This window comes from Moraxella sp. HMSC061H09, from assembly GCF_001809255.1.
In the GTDB taxonomy this organism is placed as follows: Bacteria; Pseudomonadota; Gammaproteobacteria; order Pseudomonadales; family Moraxellaceae; genus Moraxella; species Moraxella catarrhalis.
The window spans coordinates 76,780-93,217 of record NZ_KV796838.1 but is presented as its reverse complement, the minus strand read 5'-3'; the positions used below and the strand labels follow the sequence as shown (position 1 = coordinate 93,217).

Annotated in this window: 15 protein-coding genes and 1 pseudogene; 9 read left to right on the top strand and 7 right to left on the bottom strand. The window is 41.8% G+C overall.

All coding sequences use genetic code 11. The annotated features are described in order from the left end of the window. Nucleotides 1–22: 22 nt before the first annotated feature. The 3 genes from HMPREF2573_RS02535 to mnmG all read right to left on the bottom strand — a co-directional run bounded on the left by HMPREF2573_RS02535 (nt 23) and on the right by mnmG (nt 3,855). Nucleotides 23–484 (bottom strand): hemerythrin domain-containing protein, encoded by a 462-nt coding sequence (locus tag HMPREF2573_RS02535; protein ID WP_003657567.1) that lies wholly within the window; start codon nt 482–484, stop codon nt 23–25. Between the two features lie 191 nt (nt 485–675). Then, the gene (locus HMPREF2573_RS02530; RefSeq protein WP_003660320.1) at nt 676–1,632 is read right to left on the bottom strand and encodes an AEC family transporter; all 957 of its coding nucleotides are present in this window, start codon (nt 1,630–1,632) and stop codon (nt 676–678) included. A 324-nt stretch (nt 1,633–1,956) separates the two neighbouring features. Next, complete coding sequence (gene mnmG / locus HMPREF2573_RS02525; RefSeq protein ID WP_070472462.1) at nt 1,957–3,855, bottom strand: tRNA uridine-5-carboxymethylaminomethyl(34) synthesis enzyme MnmG; 1,899 nt, start codon at nt 3,853–3,855, stop codon at nt 1,957–1,959. Between the two features lie 230 nt (nt 3,856–4,085). Here mnmG and HMPREF2573_RS02520 point away from each other — a divergent pair, with 230 nt between their 5' ends. The 9 genes and pseudogenes from HMPREF2573_RS02520 to HMPREF2573_RS09005 all read left to right on the top strand — a co-directional run bounded on the left by HMPREF2573_RS02520 (nt 4,086) and on the right by HMPREF2573_RS09005 (nt 10,313). Continuing rightward, nucleotides 4,086–4,274 carry an NF038104 family lipoprotein gene (locus tag HMPREF2573_RS02520; RefSeq protein ID WP_003657571.1) on the top strand — a complete coding sequence of 63 codons (189 nt, stop codon included), beginning with the start codon at nt 4,086–4,088 and terminating at the stop codon, nt 4,272–4,274. 178 nt (nt 4,275–4,452) lie between these two features. Beyond that, the gene (gene rplM / locus HMPREF2573_RS02515) at nt 4,453–4,884 is read left to right on the top strand and encodes a 50S ribosomal protein L13 (protein WP_003657573.1); all 432 of its coding nucleotides are present in this window, start codon (nt 4,453–4,455) and stop codon (nt 4,882–4,884) included. Nucleotides 4,885–4,893: 9 nt separating this feature from the next. After that, complete coding sequence (gene rpsI, locus HMPREF2573_RS02510) at nt 4,894–5,280, top strand: 30S ribosomal protein S9 (RefSeq protein WP_003657574.1); 387 nt, start codon at nt 4,894–4,896, stop codon at nt 5,278–5,280. A gap of 515 nt (nt 5,281–5,795) precedes the next feature. Further along, nucleotides 5,796–6,380: a ubiquinol-cytochrome c reductase iron-sulfur subunit gene (petA, locus tag HMPREF2573_RS02505; RefSeq protein WP_003657575.1), complete on the top strand. Its 585-nt coding sequence runs from the start codon at nt 5,796–5,798 to the stop codon at nt 6,378–6,380. 23 nt (nt 6,381–6,403) lie between these two features. Further along, nucleotides 6,404–7,609: a cytochrome b gene (locus tag HMPREF2573_RS02500; RefSeq protein WP_003657576.1), complete on the top strand. Its 1,206-nt coding sequence runs from the start codon at nt 6,404–6,406 to the stop codon at nt 7,607–7,609. Beyond that, complete coding sequence (locus tag HMPREF2573_RS02495) at nt 7,609–8,334, top strand: cytochrome c1 (protein WP_003657577.1); 726 nt, start codon at nt 7,609–7,611, stop codon at nt 8,332–8,334. The genes HMPREF2573_RS02500 and HMPREF2573_RS02495 overlap by 1 nt, the downstream gene beginning before the upstream one ends. Before the next feature lie 137 nt (nt 8,335–8,471). Continuing rightward, entirely contained in the window at nt 8,472–9,095 is a 624-nt protein-coding gene (locus HMPREF2573_RS02490) for a glutathione S-transferase N-terminal domain-containing protein (protein WP_003657578.1), read from the top strand. Nucleotides 9,096–9,097: 2 nt separating this feature from the next. Continuing rightward, nucleotides 9,098–9,487, top strand: coding sequence for a stringent starvation protein B (locus HMPREF2573_RS02485; protein WP_070472459.1), 390 nt, complete (start codon nt 9,098–9,100; stop codon nt 9,485–9,487). 30 nt (nt 9,488–9,517) lie between these two features. Then, a pseudogene (locus HMPREF2573_RS09005) lies at nt 9,518–10,313 on the top strand (NRDE family protein). 20 nt (nt 10,314–10,333) lie between these two features. On the opposite strand, the gene clpB reads toward HMPREF2573_RS09005, so the two are convergent. From clpB to HMPREF2573_RS02455, 4 genes are all read right to left on the bottom strand, one after another. Then, nucleotides 10,334–12,910: an ATP-dependent chaperone ClpB gene (gene clpB / locus HMPREF2573_RS02470; protein ID WP_003657580.1), complete on the bottom strand. Its 2,577-nt coding sequence runs from the start codon at nt 12,908–12,910 to the stop codon at nt 10,334–10,336. Nucleotides 12,911–13,315: 405 nt separating this feature from the next. Next, the gene (locus tag HMPREF2573_RS02465; protein ID WP_003657581.1) at nt 13,316–14,110 is read right to left on the bottom strand and encodes an ABC transporter ATP-binding protein; all 795 of its coding nucleotides are present in this window, start codon (nt 14,108–14,110) and stop codon (nt 13,316–13,318) included. A 10-nt stretch (nt 14,111–14,120) separates the two neighbouring features. After that, a complete protein-coding gene (locus HMPREF2573_RS02460) occupies nt 14,121–15,014 on the bottom strand; it encodes an ABC transporter permease (RefSeq protein WP_003657582.1) in 894 nt (297 codons plus the stop codon). 193 nt (nt 15,015–15,207) lie between these two features. Beyond that, nucleotides 15,208–16,206, bottom strand: a complete 999-nt coding sequence (locus tag HMPREF2573_RS02455; protein WP_003657583.1) for an ABC transporter substrate-binding protein — start codon at nt 16,204–16,206, stop codon at nt 15,208–15,210. Nucleotides 16,207–16,438: the final 232 nt, after the last annotated feature.

Sequence of the window (16,438 nt, the reverse complement as noted above, 5' to 3'; positions counted from 1 at the left end):
CTACTATTTTAATGTGTAACGATTACTCATTATTATTACGCTCAAAATGGTTATGTTCCACTTCATAAAGTGCACCTAATCTTTCTTGCTGTTCTTCATCCAATAATTTTTTAGCTTGGATAAAAAACTTCTTTTCTTCTTCTTTTAGATGATGTCGTAGCTCATGGATTAGGGCATGGCAAGTTTCTTTCCAAGTATCATCACTGATACGCCCATCATTTAATTTATGCATCATCTCATCCATTTCATGATGTTCAGCAATGGCATGACGAGATAAATCCAGCCCATCATCATATTCCATGACAGGTGCATACAGATGACGCTCTTCGGCGGCAGCATGTGCCTGTAGCTCAATCTCAAGCTCAGGGTAGACTTTTTTGGCAGCATCAAGGTCAGAATCCATCAGCGATTCAATCTTATCACACAATTTACGCTGTCTATCATGTGATTCGGTTAGGGCTTGGAAAATATCTTGTTGGCTCATCATAGCATCCTTATCATTATTTGGCTTAATACCAAACGGTATCAGCTAAGTGTATAAAAAATTTTAATGAATTTTAATGGCTTAACCATCTTTCATTGGATTATTCTTATAATAACAATTTAGCCAAAATTTACCACTAATCATTTGTTGTGTTTGTGCTACAGTTTGTATACACAAAAAAATAATAGAGGTTAAGCCCAGCCAAGCACCCTTAACAATGCCATGCCCACCGCCATGCCAATCATCCCAAAGACTGTCGTAAACCCCAAAATGTTTGCTGCCAGTATATCATTACCGCCCATCGCCTTTGCCATGACATAACTTGCGGCAGCTGCTGGGCTTGCTACCATCAAAAATAACACGCCAAATTGCAAAGGTTCTAAGGCAAATGCCACACCCACCACCACCGCTAAGAGTGGTGCAATGACAATACGCCCAATGCTTGCCTGCATGGACAATCCTGATAAGCTTATCATGGATTTGATATTCAAAGTAGCACCAGCACAAATCAGTGCAAGTGGCAATGCGACCGCCCCTAATAATCCGCCTGTTTTATTAATAAATTCTGGCAACATGGGCAAATCAAGTGCTTTATAAACGAAGGCAGACACCAAAGCGATGATCAGTGGGTTTTTGATGATTTTAACCAAGATACTTTTGGCTTGCATAAATACGCTGTCCGCTTTTTGGGTGGTACGTGATAAGGTGATGACCGCCAAAACATTATATAAAATGGTGATAACCCCCATATAAATTGCACCCACACCCAAGCCTTCGCTACCGTATGCATTAAAAACGGTCGCAAGACTAACAATTGCCATGTTTGAGCGAAACACCCCTTGCACAAACACGCCCTTATCTTTAAGCTCGCTGATAAAAAACTTAGCGTAAATCTCTGCCAAAAAAAACAATGTAAAAGTTGTGATAAATCCTGCCAGCAAAAGCTTAGATTGTGCCAAAATCTGCACATCACTTTTTAGGACACTAAAAAATAATAAACAAGGCAGACAATAATTAAACACAATGCTTGACGCTACCTCGATAAATTCAGCATTGAGTGCTGAACGCCTTTTCATATCATAACCCAAAGCCATCAAAAAAAGATTTGGCAAGACAATTGAAAAGGCAAAGCCAATGGCTTGTAACATCACATTCCTTAATCTACCCAAGAGGTCATTTGAACTGTTTTGATGAACTGTTGATTTGATTGGGTTCCAAAATGATTTTTCAATGCTAAAATCTGCTTAGATAAATTCATCATAACACTCATCAAACTGCTTATAAATCTCTTTTACCAAAGCATAAAACAGCTACAGCAAGCTATTACCAACTTGCTGATAGGCTTGGCATCGCTAACAGAAATCTTAAGTTGTTAAAAAAATCCCTGCAAATAAATCAATGGCTTTTAAGTGAATTTGGGGGGGGGTGATTTTGCCCAAACTCAAAAGATATTTGCTTCATATCACGCTCAATCATATCATCACTGCTTGCGTTTTTTTAAGTTTCTTTATCGTCATCGCCAAAAGACTGACCGCCGCAGGGGTGACGCCACTGATGCGACTTGCCTGCCCAAGCGTTGTCGGACGGATTTGGCTTAATTTTTGGACAATCTCATTGGATAAACCAGACACACTTTTATAGTCAAAATCAAGCGGTAAGAGCGTATTTTCAAGGCGTTTCATTTGCTCAATCTCATCATTTTGACGCTCAATATAACCTTGATATTTAACACTTATCTCAATCTGTTCACCCACCTTAGCACTCACTGTACTGTCTGACACTTTGGCAATGTCGTCAAAGGTGATATTTGGGCGTTTTAATAAATCCAGTAACGAATTCTCTTTGGTCAAAATCTCACCTGTGTTTGCCATAAAATCTTGACCAATGGCATTGTTTGGGGTCGCCCAAATGTCTTTTAGGCGGGCGGTTTCGCTGGCAATAGACTCCATTTTTTGACTAAATCTCGCCCAGCGTTCATCGTCCACCAACCCAAGCTCTCGTCCGATGGCGGTCAAGCGTGCATCAGCATTATCCTCACGCAAAATCAGGCGATGCTCGGCACGGCTTGTGAACATACGGGATGGCTCTTTGGTACCATGGGTAATCAAGTCATCAACAAGCACACCCAGATAAGCCTCGTGTCTTTGTGGTACCCATGATGGCTCATCAAGTGCCATGCGTGCGGCATTAAGACCTGCCAATAACCCCTGTGCTGCTGCCTCTTCATAGCCTGTTGTGCCATTGATTTGCCCTGCAAAATACAAGGCATCAATAGATTTAGTCTCTAAAGTCGGTTTTAGATTTTGTGGGTCAAAATAGTCGTATTCAATGGCATAACCTGGACGGGTAATGTGGGCGTTTTCAAGCCCTTTCATGCTATGGATGAATTCAAGCTGAACATCAAAAGGCAGGCTTGTTGAGATGCCATTGGGATACAATTCATGGGTTGTTAGCCCCTCAGGTTCAATAAAAATCTGATGGCTGTCTTTGTCAGCAAAACGATGAATCTTATCTTCAATACTCGGGCAATAGCGTGGCCCAACCCCCTCAATCTTACCACTAAACATGGGGGAGCGGTCAAGATTGGCACGGATAATCTCATGCGTGCGTTCGTTGGTGTGGGTGATATAACAGTTGATTTGGCGTGGGTGCATGGCAACATCACCCATATAACTCATGACAGGCAAAGGTGTATCGCCTGACTGCACGGTCATCACGGAGAAATCCACCGTACGAGCATCAATGCGAGCAGGCGTGCCTGTTTTTAGGCGTCCAACAGGCAGTTTTAATTCACGCAAACGGTCAGCAAGACGAATGGCGGGCATGTCGCCTGCTCTGCCACCACTTTGATGGTCTAAGCCCACATGAATCACTCCGCCCAAAAATGTCCCTGATGTCAGCACCACCGCACGAGTATTTAGACGAATGCCTGTGGCTGTTACCACCGCCACCGCACGAGTATTTTCAACAATGATGTCATCCACAGATTGCTGAAAAATTGTCAGGTTTGGCTGATTTTCAAGCGTGTGGCGAATGGCTGCCTTGTACAAAATACGGTCAGCTTGGGCGCGTGTGGCTCGCACTGCTGCCCCTTTACGGCTGTTTAGCACCCGAAACTGAATGCCTGCCTTATCGGTTGCCAATGCCATCGCCCCACCAAGTGCATCCACCTCACGCACCAAATGCGATTTGCCAATACCGCCAATGGCAGGATTACAGCTCATCTGTCCGAGCGTCTCAATGTTATGCGTGATAAGTAGGGTATTAGCACCCATGCGAGCGGCGGCAAGGCATGCTTCTGTGCCTGCATGACCACCGCCGATGACGATGACATCAAATGTTTTGGGATGAGTATAAGAGATTGCATTCATGGATTGTTTCCAATAGACTTGCTTAATAGGCCAAATCAGTAATTTTAATTTTATAAAAACTTGCTATTTTAACATAATCTGTGCGATAATTTCATAAAATTCAATAACACTAAGTCATTTTTAAGTCGTTTAAATTTTGTTTAACTGTCAAAATTTGCTTAAATTAACCAAATAACCTTTACCAAAACCGACTAATACAACCGAAATATTTAATATAATTATGTAAGCCTATGAAACTTTTTTCTGTTTTAGCCATATTTATGACTTGCACCCTACTGAGTGCTTGTGTTCATAAAGTTGTCACTGTACCTGCCAAAATTGCCTATAAAACAACCAAAGTTGTTGTAAAAGGTACTGTTGCCATCGGTAAAGCAATCATTCCAAATGATAGTAACGATAAAAAAGATAAGAAAAAATAACCATGTCATCGGCTAAAAACTCTCAAAATAACGCTTGCATAACGCCATAATGATTTGATATAATCGCAACTGTTTTTTGAGAGCCCTTCGTTTCCCCAAATCTAAAAACAAGTAAAATCAAGCTTAGGCTTGACATTTTTATTTGTATTACTCTCAAACTCAACTAAATAGGTTTTATATGACTACTACTATCAGTGCCAAACCCGCTGAAGTTGTACATGACTGGTATGTCGTGGACGCTGAAGGCAAAACTCTGGGTCGCCTAGCTTCTGAGATTGCTTCTCGTCTTCGTGGCAAGCATAAGCCATCGTACACTCCACATGTTGATACAGGCGATTATATCGTTGTTATCAATGCTGACAAAATTGCTGTTACTGGCAAAAAAGCTCAGGATAAAAAATACTATCGTCATACTGGCTATCCAGGCGGTATTAAAGAAACTAACTTCACTAAACTTCTTGCACACAAGCCTGAAGATGTGTTGTTTAAAGCTGTTAAAGGCATGCTTCCAAAGGGTCCTTTGGGCTATGCGATGATTAAAAAGCTAAAACTGTATGCAGGCACCGAACATCCACATACAGCTCAGCAACCTAAAGCATTAGACATCTAAGGAGACATTATGGAACGCAATTACGGCACTGGTCGCCGCAAAACTTCTACCGCTCGTGTCTTCTTGTCAAAAGGCACAGGTAACATTGTTGTTAATGGCAAATCATTGGACGAATATTTTGGTCGTGAAACTTCACGCATGGTTGTTCGTCAGCCTCTAGAGCTACTTGAGCTTACTGACAGCGTCGATCTTTATATCACTGTTGTTGGCGGTGGTATCAATGGTCAAGCAGGTGCAATCCGTCACGGTATTACTCGTGCATTGATTGAATCTGATGAAAGCCACAAGCCTGCACTTAAAGCAGCTGGCTTTGTAACTCGTGATGCTCGTGAAGTTGAGCGTAAAAAATTGGGTCTACGCAAAGCTCGTAAACGCCCACAATTTTCAAAACGCTAGTTCACACTTATCGTTTCAAAAAGCTCTCGATTTATCGAGAGTTTTTTTACACTTATTTTTCATCAGCTCATTAATCAAATTATCGTGGTAAGTCAAAAATACCTATCAGTCTTATTGGTTTAATGACAGTTATTGCAAGTGCTAAATTTCTCAATTTTGAGTTAAATATTTGCAATTTCTGCGTATTTTATCAGCTTTAATGCAGAAAAAATTTTTAAAATATGGTAACATTATAGAGATAATCTTTTACGAAAATTTTAAGTATATTAGTTTTTTCAAACCCTTTTAACCAGCTAATATGTGATAAAGATACATTTTCGTTCAATCACTCAATTTTTTTTGACTTTTTTGATAAGTTTGTAAAAGAGTAATTTATTTTATTACAAAAATAGCTTAAAATAGTCATATTTAGCAAAAATAGGCACAGCAAATGTGGCAAATTTAATAAAAGTGTTTTATTATAGCCACACACCCAGTATGGGAATATTCCCATTCTTTTTCTGGAGGAAGTTTTAATGAGCCATGCCGAAGGCGTGAATATTAAACGCCGTAGAGTCCTGATTGCAACCACCGCTGCCATTGGAGCAGTTGGTGTTGGAGCGATTGCCACCCCGTTTGTGCGATCTTGGTATCCGAGTGCCAAAGCAGAAGCTGCAGGTGCTGCTGTCGTTCAAGACATTTCAGGCATCGAGAACGGTCAAATGATCACCGTTAAATATCGTGGCAAACCCATCTTTGTTGTCAAACGCACCGAAGAGATGGTAGCAAATCTTAGCAAAGTAACCCCAAAATTAAGCGATCCCAATTCTGAGGCTTCAGTTCAGCCTGAAGCGTGTAAAAATGAGACGCGTTCGCTACAACCTGAGCTTTTGGTGGTCGAAGGTGTGTGTACACATCTTGGCTGTGCACCAACCTACCGCCCTGAAGTTGGTGCAGCGGATTTAGGCGGTGCTGATTGGTTTGGTGGTTTCTTCTGTCCTTGCCATGGATCTTTGTATGATTTAGCCGGGCGTGTTTATAATGGCGTACCTGCCCCTACAAACCTACCTGTGCCAATTTATAGTATCGATGGCTCAATCTTGACCGTTGGGGAGGCTTAATCATGAGTATTGCTAAGAAGTTCATGAGCTGGGTAGATGCACGCTATCCTGCCACAGAAACTTATGAATACCATATGTCCAAATACTATGCACCAAAAAATTTCAACTTTTGGTATTTTTTTGGTGTCTTGTCAATGGTCGTCTTGGTGAACCAATTGGTAACAGGTATTTGGTTAACCATGATGTTTAACCCAAGTGCTGAAGGCGCATTTGCATCGCTTGAATATATCATGCGTGATGTTAAAGGTGGTTGGCTAATTCGCTATATGCATTCAACAGGTGCATCTGCATTCTTTATCGTTGTTTATTTGCATATGTTCCGTGGTTTATTGTACGGCTCATATAAAAAACCGCGTGAGCTGGTTTGGCTGATCGGTATGGGCATCTACCTATGCTTGATGGCTGAAGGCTTTTTTGGTTATTTACTCCCTTGGGGTAATATGTCTTATTGGGGTGCTCAGGTTATCTTGAATTTACCTGCTGCCATTCCGTTTATCGGTGATGCTTTGGCTGAATGGGTTCGTGGTGACTATCTGATCTCTGGTATCACTCTAAACCGCTTCTTTGCCTTGCATGTTATCGCCATTCCTTTAGTTTTGGTTGGTTTAGTATTCATGCACTTAGTGGCATTGCACCATGTTGGATCAAACAACCCAGATGGTATTGATATCAAAAAACTCAAAGACAAAAATGGTGTACCGCTTGATGGCGTTCCATTCCATCCATACTATACTGTGCATGACATGGTCGGTATTGTTGTCTTCTTTATCTGTTTCTTTGCTGTTGTATTTTTTGTACCTGAGGGGGGCGGCTACTTCCTAGAGAAGCCAAACTTTGAGGTTGCAAATGCACTAAAAACACCGCCACACATTGCACCTGTATGGTACTATATGCCATTTTATGCCATCTTGCGTGCAGTACCTCATAAACTTGGTGGTGTTATCGCTATGGGTGCTGCTATTGCCGTATTGTTTGTTCTACCATGGTTAGATCGCTCACCAGTACGCTCTATTCGTTATAAAGGCATGTTATCAAAAATTGCATTAGCAATCTTTGTTGTCAGCTTTGTTACTCTAGGCTATCTGGGTGGTACAGCTTCAACCCCAACTGCAACAATTATTGGTCGTATTTGTACCATACTCTACTTCCTATATTTCTTATTGATGCCATTTTATACATCGATTGAGAAGTGTAAACAACCACCAGAACGCGTTACCGGAGGCCACTGATGAAAGTACTTAATTCACTGATCAAATTTGGTGCAGGTGCGGTGTTGGCAACGGTTGGTGCTTTTGCCAGTACCAACGCCCTAGCCTCTGGTGGTCATGGTTGTGGTGAATATACCGAAGCTGATGGTACGGTTGTTACCTTAGAATGTAGCAAAGCTCCAATTGATTTAACCAACAAAGGCTCACTGCAACGCGGTGCTGCCATGTTTATGAATTATTGTGCAGGTTGCCACTCAGCCCAATATGTGCGTCATTCAAGATTGGCTCAAGATTTAAACATCCCACCTGAATTGGTTGAAAAATATTTGCTTGTCACAGGTGATGCCATTGGTGACCATATTAATGCAGGGATTGACCCAGAACTACAAAGCCAATGGTTTGGTGCTGCACCGCCTGATTTGTCTTTAGAGACTCGCCTGCGTGGTGATGACTGGGTCTATACTTATTTACTGTCATTCTATGAAGACCCAAGCCGTCCTTGGGGGGCTAATAACCTAGTACTTGCAAATGCAGCCATGCCTCATGTTCTTCATAATCTACAAGAAGAACTTGGCAAAGAAGAATATGAAGCGCGTGTTGGCGATTTGGTCAACTTCATGGCATGGATGGCTGAACCTGTTCGCCATGACCGTAAGATTTATGGTGCTTTTGTTATTTTATTCTTATTAATTTTATTAATTCCAGTTTATCTGCTCAATAAAGAATTCTGGAAAGATGTCAAATAAAATCTGCCAAAAAAGACCGAAAATATTCGGTCTTTTTTATTTTTATACAAATAATGATGTTAGGTCTAAGCACATAATTTCACACTTAAAGCAAAAATTTTGATACACTAAGAGGCTCATTTATATCATCGCTACACATGGCAAATTTACCTCATCTTTCTTTAACACAATTTATTCTTTATGCTGATCATGGAATTAATAGCCATATCGTACGGCTATTGCTTGAAGAAAAACACTTAAATTATGAAACTGTGTTCATTGGTGAGGAGCGCCCTGAAGAGCTGATTGAGCTAAATCCTTATCACACCCTGCCCATATTGGTCAATCGAGACATTTCACTGTATGAGCATAATGTCATCTTTGAGTATCTTGAAGAACGCCACCGAGTCCCACGGCTGATGCCTGATGCACCAAGTGAGCGAGCCAAAGTGCGTCAACTGGCGTGGCGACTACAAAAAGACTGGCTAAAGCACGGCTATACTCTACTGACCCATTCTGACAGCTTTGATATTCAGGCTGCGACAGCCGCCAGAAAGTCATTAAGCGATTCACTGGTAACAATCGCACCGCTGTTTGGGCATAAACCGTATTTTATGTCGGATACTTTTGGATGGTGTGATGTGTTATTACTGCCACTACTTTGGCGACTAAATAAAATGGGCGTTCATCTTCCGACACATCTCATACGCCCGTTAATACACTATCAAGAACAGCAATTTGCCAGACCAAGCTTTATTAATAGTATTTCTTTTAAGGAATGATTATGACCCCAAAACGCCCTTATATCGCACGTGCTTTTCATGAATGGATAGAGGATAACGATTTTACCCCCTATCTGATGATTGATGCGACACATGACGATGTTGTTGCACCGCTTGAGTATGCCCAAGATGGTCGCTTGGTGCTAGCTGCTTCTTATCAAGCCACGCACAATCTACAAATTCATAATGATGCCATTAGTTTTACTGCCAGATTTGGCGGTGTCTCTTCTGATATTTGGATACCCATGGCAGCCTTGATGGCAATATATGCCAAAGAAGACCCCAAGCATGGTGCATTTTTTGATCCTGGCGAATATGCCAATCATCAATCGCCCAAAACCGATGAAGATCGACCAACTTTAAAAGGCTCAACGCTCAGAGTATTGGACTAGCCAATGTGCATTGTTGCTTTGGCTTGACAGGTGTTACCTAAGACACCACTGTTATTAATCTCAAATCGAGATGAATTTTATGCGCGTCCAACCTTACCGCTGCACGCCTGTGATGGTATTATTGCAGGGCGAGACAAGCAGGCGGGTGGCACTTGGATGGGTGTGAATCTATCAGGTCGCTGGGCAGTTTTGACCAATTTTCGTGATGGACAGGATAAAAAATTGTACGCCACCTCGCATGGCACATTGGTGCAAAATTATCTTGACTCATAAATGACACCATTACAATTTTTGACATGCTTAAAACCATCACAAACAGATTATGCAGGATTTAATCTCATTGTCGGTGATCGCACTCAAGCTGCCTACATGAGCAACAAAGGCGTAGCACCAACCTTACTGGCATGGCGTGTATACCTTATCAAATGGTCTTATCAGTGATGAATGGTTTAAATGCACACATTTAAGAATGCATTTTTATCAAGAAATTCTACCTTTAGTCAGGCAAAACCTTGATTTTGATGGTTTGATCATCACGCCAAAGTTAAGCCAAGCGGTGTGGCAAGTGCTTGAAGATACACAAAAAGCCAAGGATAATCAATTGCCCAATACAGGTGTTGATCTATATTTGGAGCGGTTATTATCCAGTATTTTTATTCAAAGCTCAAATTATGGTACACGGGTTTCAAATTTACTGTGTCTTCAAAATCATCATCTGACTTGGCAAGAAAAACAGCAACAGGGTAAGCATATGGGTCAAATATTTTCTTGGTGGTCATTTACAATACAAATAAAAAACCATCGACAGTTTGCCGATGGTTTTTGATAATAAGCTAGATCAACAAATCAGCTATAACGCAGCTTATTAAAGGTGAATTGATCATTCAACCACTCAACAAAGATGGTATCTCCCGTGGTGAACTCACCAGATAATAAAAGTTGTGCTAATGGATTTTCAATCTCTTGCTGAATCGCACGCTTCAATGGGCGAGCACCAAAGACAGGATCATAACCCACCGATACCAAATGATTCATCGCCTCATCACTCACACTAAGGCCAAGCTCACGCTCTTTAAGGCGTGTACGCAAACGATCAAGCTGAATTTCAGCAATGCCCGTCATTTGATCTGCACCCAAACCATGAAAAACAACAATCTCATCGATACGGTTGATAAATTCTGGTCTAAAGTGTCCAGTGACCGAGGTCATTACCGCAGTCTTGATGTCTTCATAAGGCGAGTCTGTCATCTCATGGATCGCATGACTGCCTAAGTTACTGGTCATAATGATGACAGTATTTTTAAAGTTCACCACACGACCTTGACTGTCAGTCAATCGACCATCATCAAGCACCTGCAGTAAGATATTAAAGACATCTGGATGTGCTTTTTCAACTTCATCAAAGAGTACAACGCTGTACGGCTTACGGCGTACCGCTTCGGTCAGCACACCTCCTTCTTCATAACCGACATAACCTGGAGGTGCACCCACCAAGCGTGAAACACTGTGCTTTTCCATGTACTCACTCATATCGATACGAACCATCGCATCTTCAGAGTCAAATAAGAAATTTGCCAATGCCTTAGTCAGCTCAGTTTTACCCACGCCCGTCGGTCCCAAAAATAAGAAAGAACCGCTTGGCTTATTAGGATCTGACAAGCCCGAACGGCTGCGTCGTACCGCATTTGCGACCGCCGCCACTGCCTCATTTTGACCGATGACACGCTCATGTAATACATCTTCCATCGCCAACAGTTTATTACGCTCACCTTGAAGCATTTTGGCAACAGGAATGCCTGTGGCATGCGACACAACCTCAGCGATTTCGTTATCAGTCACTTTATTACGAAGTAGCTTGGGCGTATGTTCTGGCTCATCTGTCTGCTCTTCTGCCAATTGCTTTTCAAGTGCAATGATTTCACCATATTGTAGCTGTGAAGCACGAGCATAATCCCCTTCACGCAATGCTTTTTCTAAGGTGATGCGTGCGGTATCTAGCTTGGCTTGAAGCTGTTTACTTTTTTCAACACCTACTTTTTCAGCTTTCCAAACCTCTTCAAGCTCACTATACTGTTTTTGTGCGTCATCAATTTGCTGCTCAAGTGATTTGACTTGTGATTTTGCACCAGCATCTTCTTCATTTTTTACAGCTTCTAGCTGCATTTTTAGCTGAATGATACGACGATCTAGCTTATCCAAACTTTCAGGCTTACTATCAAGCTCCATTTTGATACGGCTGGCAGCTTCATCGATCAAATCAATTGCCTTATCTGGCAGCTGACGATCGGTGATATAGCGGTGGCTCATCTTAGCGGCAGCAATGATGGCCGAATCCATAATTTTGACACCATGGTGTAGCTCATAACGCTCTTTTAGACCACGCAAAATGGCGATGGTATCTTCAACAGTCGGCTCATCTACCAAGACTTTTTGGAAACGACGCTCAAGTGCTGGATCTTTTTCAATATATTGACGATACTCATCCAAAGTTGTTGCACCCACACAGCGTAACTCACCACGAGCAAGTGCAGGCTTAAGCATATTGCCAGCATCCATTGCACCACTGGTCTTACCAGCACCCACCATGGTATGTAGCTCATCAATAAATAAAATGATATTGCCGTCTTGTTTGGCAAGCTCATTTAGCACCGCTTTTAGTCGCTCCTCAAACTCACCATGATATTTCGCACCAGCAATCAAAGAACCCATATCCAGCGATAGCACGCTTTTATTTCTTAGGCTTTCAGGCACTTCACCATTAACGATACGCTGAGCAAGCCCTTCAACGATGGCAGTTTTACCAACACCTGCTTCACCGATAAGCACTGGGTTATTTTTGGTACGGCGAGATAACACCTGTACAGTACGGCGAATTTCATCATCACGCCCAATCACAGGGTCAAGCTTACCTGCCATCGCACGCTCAGTAAGATTGATGGTATATTTATCTAATGCTTGTCGATTTTGTTCACTATTTTGATTGGTCACAGCCTCATCTCCTCGAATATTTTTCATAATTGTTTGTAAATTTTGGGCGGTCACACCTGATGATACAAAGGCTTTATTGAGTGATTTATTCTCAAATAGTGCCAAAATCAGCCATTCAATCGGTACAAACTCATCGCCTGCTTTGGCCGCATAATTTTCTGTTGCCTGTAAGACCTTGATAGTTTCAGGTGATAAATTCACTTGTCCTGTGGGCTGATTGATCACCGCTTGATAAGAAAGCAGTGTCTTAATCTCATCTTGTAGCCGTGCTAAATTTGCACCGCTCGCCTCAATGATGGACAGTGCAGTATGATTATCAGCCACAGCACTCAGCAAATGCACAGGGGCAATTGCAGTATGATGATGCCCAAGACTGCTTTGCTGTGCCCCACGAATAACCTCTTGCAGTGTTCGAGTATATTTCTCAAAATTCATATAATTATCCTTAAATATAATCATTGGCACTATATATTCATTAAGATTTATTAATGACAAAATATCAATAAATATACATTGCATTATTGGCTATTATATGGTAGATAGTGCTAGATTTTTCAATAGTGGGCTAAAGTTATCCACAACTATTTTTATAAATTATTGATTTTACTCATATAATAATTTTTTAATCAGATAGTCTAAATCACAAAAGTATCGCCCTATGATATTCATCGGATGAATAAAAATATATTTTCTTAACAATAAAAAACAGGGTTAATGGCTTACCCTGTTATCATAATCATGATCATTGATGTCATGTGTGGTGATATCAATTCGTTTTGCTTTAAAGGTTTACTTATCAGACGATAAACCAAGCTTATACAAACTAAATCCATACAACTCTCAGCCCAAAATCAAGCGATCATCTTCCACCTTTTCACCACGAGTTTTTTCAAACATATTTAATAAGTCTTGAACATTCATGCCCTGCCTTTTATCCCCTGATACATCCAGCATCACTTGACCTTGGTGGAGCATGACAGTACGAGTGCCATGCGTGAGTGCTTGTTGCATGGAATGCGTCACCATCATCGTAGTCAGACGCCCTTCACTGACAATTTTATCAGTCAAATCCAAAACAAAAGCAGCGGTTTTTGGATCGAGTGCCGCCGTATGCTCATCTAGCAGCAAAATTTTTGAGGGCTGTAGGCTTGCCATCAATAGGCTGACCGCCTGACGCTGACCGCCTGACAAAAGTCCCATACGATCAGTTAGGCGATTTTCCAACCCAAGTTTTAAGATGGATAGCTTTTCACGAAATAACTCACGATTTTTGTGATTTAACGCACCTGCTAAGCCACGCATACCGCCACGCTTGTAAGCCAGTGCCATATTCTCCTCAATGGTGAGTGCCTCACAAGTACCTGCCATGGGGTCTTGAAAAACACGCGCTACTTGTTTGGCACGCTGATGCGTCTTTAAGCGAGTGACATCTTGACCATTAATTTTGATGCTGCCGCTATCGACACGCACCGCCCCACTGATGGCGTTTAAGAAAGTGGATTTACCAGCACCATTGGTACCAATCACTGTCACAAACTCGCCATCAGCAATTGATAACGACAGTCCGCGCAGTGCAGGATTTTCGATGGGCGTACCAAGATTAAAGGTTAGGCGAAGATCGGTAGCTTGTAACATGGTACACTCCTTAGTGTTTTTTTGGTGATAGCTTGGCTTTAATTTTTGGCAACATCAAGACAATGATCACCAAAAATGCTGTCACTAAATTTAAATCTTGAGATTTAAAGCCGATGCCACGCAATAGCTCACTAGAAAGTGCAATTTGGATAAATAAACGGTATAAAATCGCACCAATCACCACCGCCAAAGTCATCCAAAAAATTCGCTTGGCAGATAAAACCGCCTCGCCAATAATGACCGCAGCCAATCCAATCACAATCGTACCAATACCCATAGAAACATCAGCAAATCCTTGGGTCTGCACAAACAAAGCACCCGATAGTGCAATCAAACCGTTTGAAATCGCCATGCCAAGAATGATAATCCATGGCGTATTAATGCCCTGAGCTTGTGCCATACGCAGATTTGAACCTGTCGCACGCATTGACAGACCCATTTCGGTGATAAAAAACCAATCCAAAACCAGCTTTACCACCAATACAACCCCTGCAATGACTGCCACACGCACCCAAAATCCATTACCACCATCAATCAATGGTGTAAATACTGTCGGCTGTCCAAGTAGCGGCAGGTTTGGGGCATTCATAATTCGCAGATTGATGGAATATAAGGCGGTCATCATCAAAATACCAGCAAGTAGGTGTAAAATACCCAACTTAACATGCAGCCAAGCTGTCATCATACCTGCTACCATACCTGCCATCATACCAAAAACACAAGCCAGCCAAGGATTAATGCCTGCGACAATGCAAATCCCTGCAACCGCACCGCCCAACGGAAAGCTGCCATCGGCGGTTAGATCAGGGAAATCTAAAATGCGAAAGGAAATCAGCACACCCAGTGCCATCAAAGCATAAATCAGACCACTCTCCAGTGCTCCAAAAAAAGCAATCAAATTCATCAGCCATATCCGCCCAAAAAGTTAAAATGCCTATTATAACAAAGTCCAAGTTATTATCGGATTAAATTCACCAAAAAAACAAACCCAAGCGTGGCAGTCTATCAATCGGCTTGGGTCTAAAAAATGGCTACTTTGGCTTATGACATCAAGCATCATTGGCATCTTTTTGCCAAACTGGTCATTATCAAAAGCCTTATTCAACCACTTTGGTAGCTCGATCAATGACCGCTTGTGGTAAAATGATACCTTGCTCAGCCGCATGTTTTTTGCTGATATACAAGTCTAGATTTTCAGAGATATGAACAGGAATATCAGCAGGTTTTTCACCCTTTAAGATGCGTGCAATGATTTTACCAGCTTCTTTGCCAAGATCGGTATAATTGACGCCCAGTGCAGCCACAGCACCACGCTCAACAGTACTGGTATCTGCTGAAATTAATGGAATTTTGGCGGTTTTTGCAACTTGATATAACGCTTCATAAGCATTAATGACATTATTATCTGTTGAAGTATAAATCACATCAACACGCCCAACCAATGAGTTGGCAGCTTGAGTAATATCGCTAGATTTTTGGGCAGGTGCTTCGATGACATTGATACCAAGCGGTGCTAATTTTTCTTTGAGCGTTTTAAGTACCACAGTTGAGTTTACCTCGCCTGGGCTAAAAACATAACCAACATTTTTAACAGTTGGCACAAGCTCTTGGATTAAGGCAATTTGGGGTTCATAAGGCAGCGCATCTGACGCGCCCGTGATGTTATTACCTGAGTTTTCTAGGTTTGCAACCAACCGAGCTTCGATCGGATCAGTGACAGCCGAAAATACCACAGGAATATCCTGGGTTGCCGCTGCAATAGCCTGTGCTGACGGTGTGGCAATGGCATAAATAAGGTCGGGATTATCCGAGGTGAACTGTCTGGCAATTTGACCTGCCGTTGCCATATTGCCTTGGGCAGATTGGAAATTTACGGTCAGATTTTCACCTTCCTTAAAACCTTCCTTAGTCAATTGATCTAACGCACCTTGGCGAGCGGCATCTAAAGCAGGGTGCTCAACAATGGCGGTGATTGCCACTGTTTTGGCTTGGCTGGTAGCCAAATCAGCTTGAGCGGTAGGCTTATCACCACCACATGCCGCCAAGGTTAGTGCCACCAAACTTGCCCAAAGGGTCGTTTTTAAAAAGTTATTCATAGCAACTCCTGTCATGCCAAGTCGCTTAATTTAAATCATTTCAATTAAGCGTTTATGCAGTTTATCACACTGCAGATTATCCTGCCAAGATATTTGGTAAGATTTATTTACATGGGATTAACAAATTATAGATAATCCATGTCAGCTACTTTACTGTTTAAAACTTTCTCATTTAAGAATTTATCAATCATACTTTATAAAATACACCGACCCATAGACTCACACCCAATGC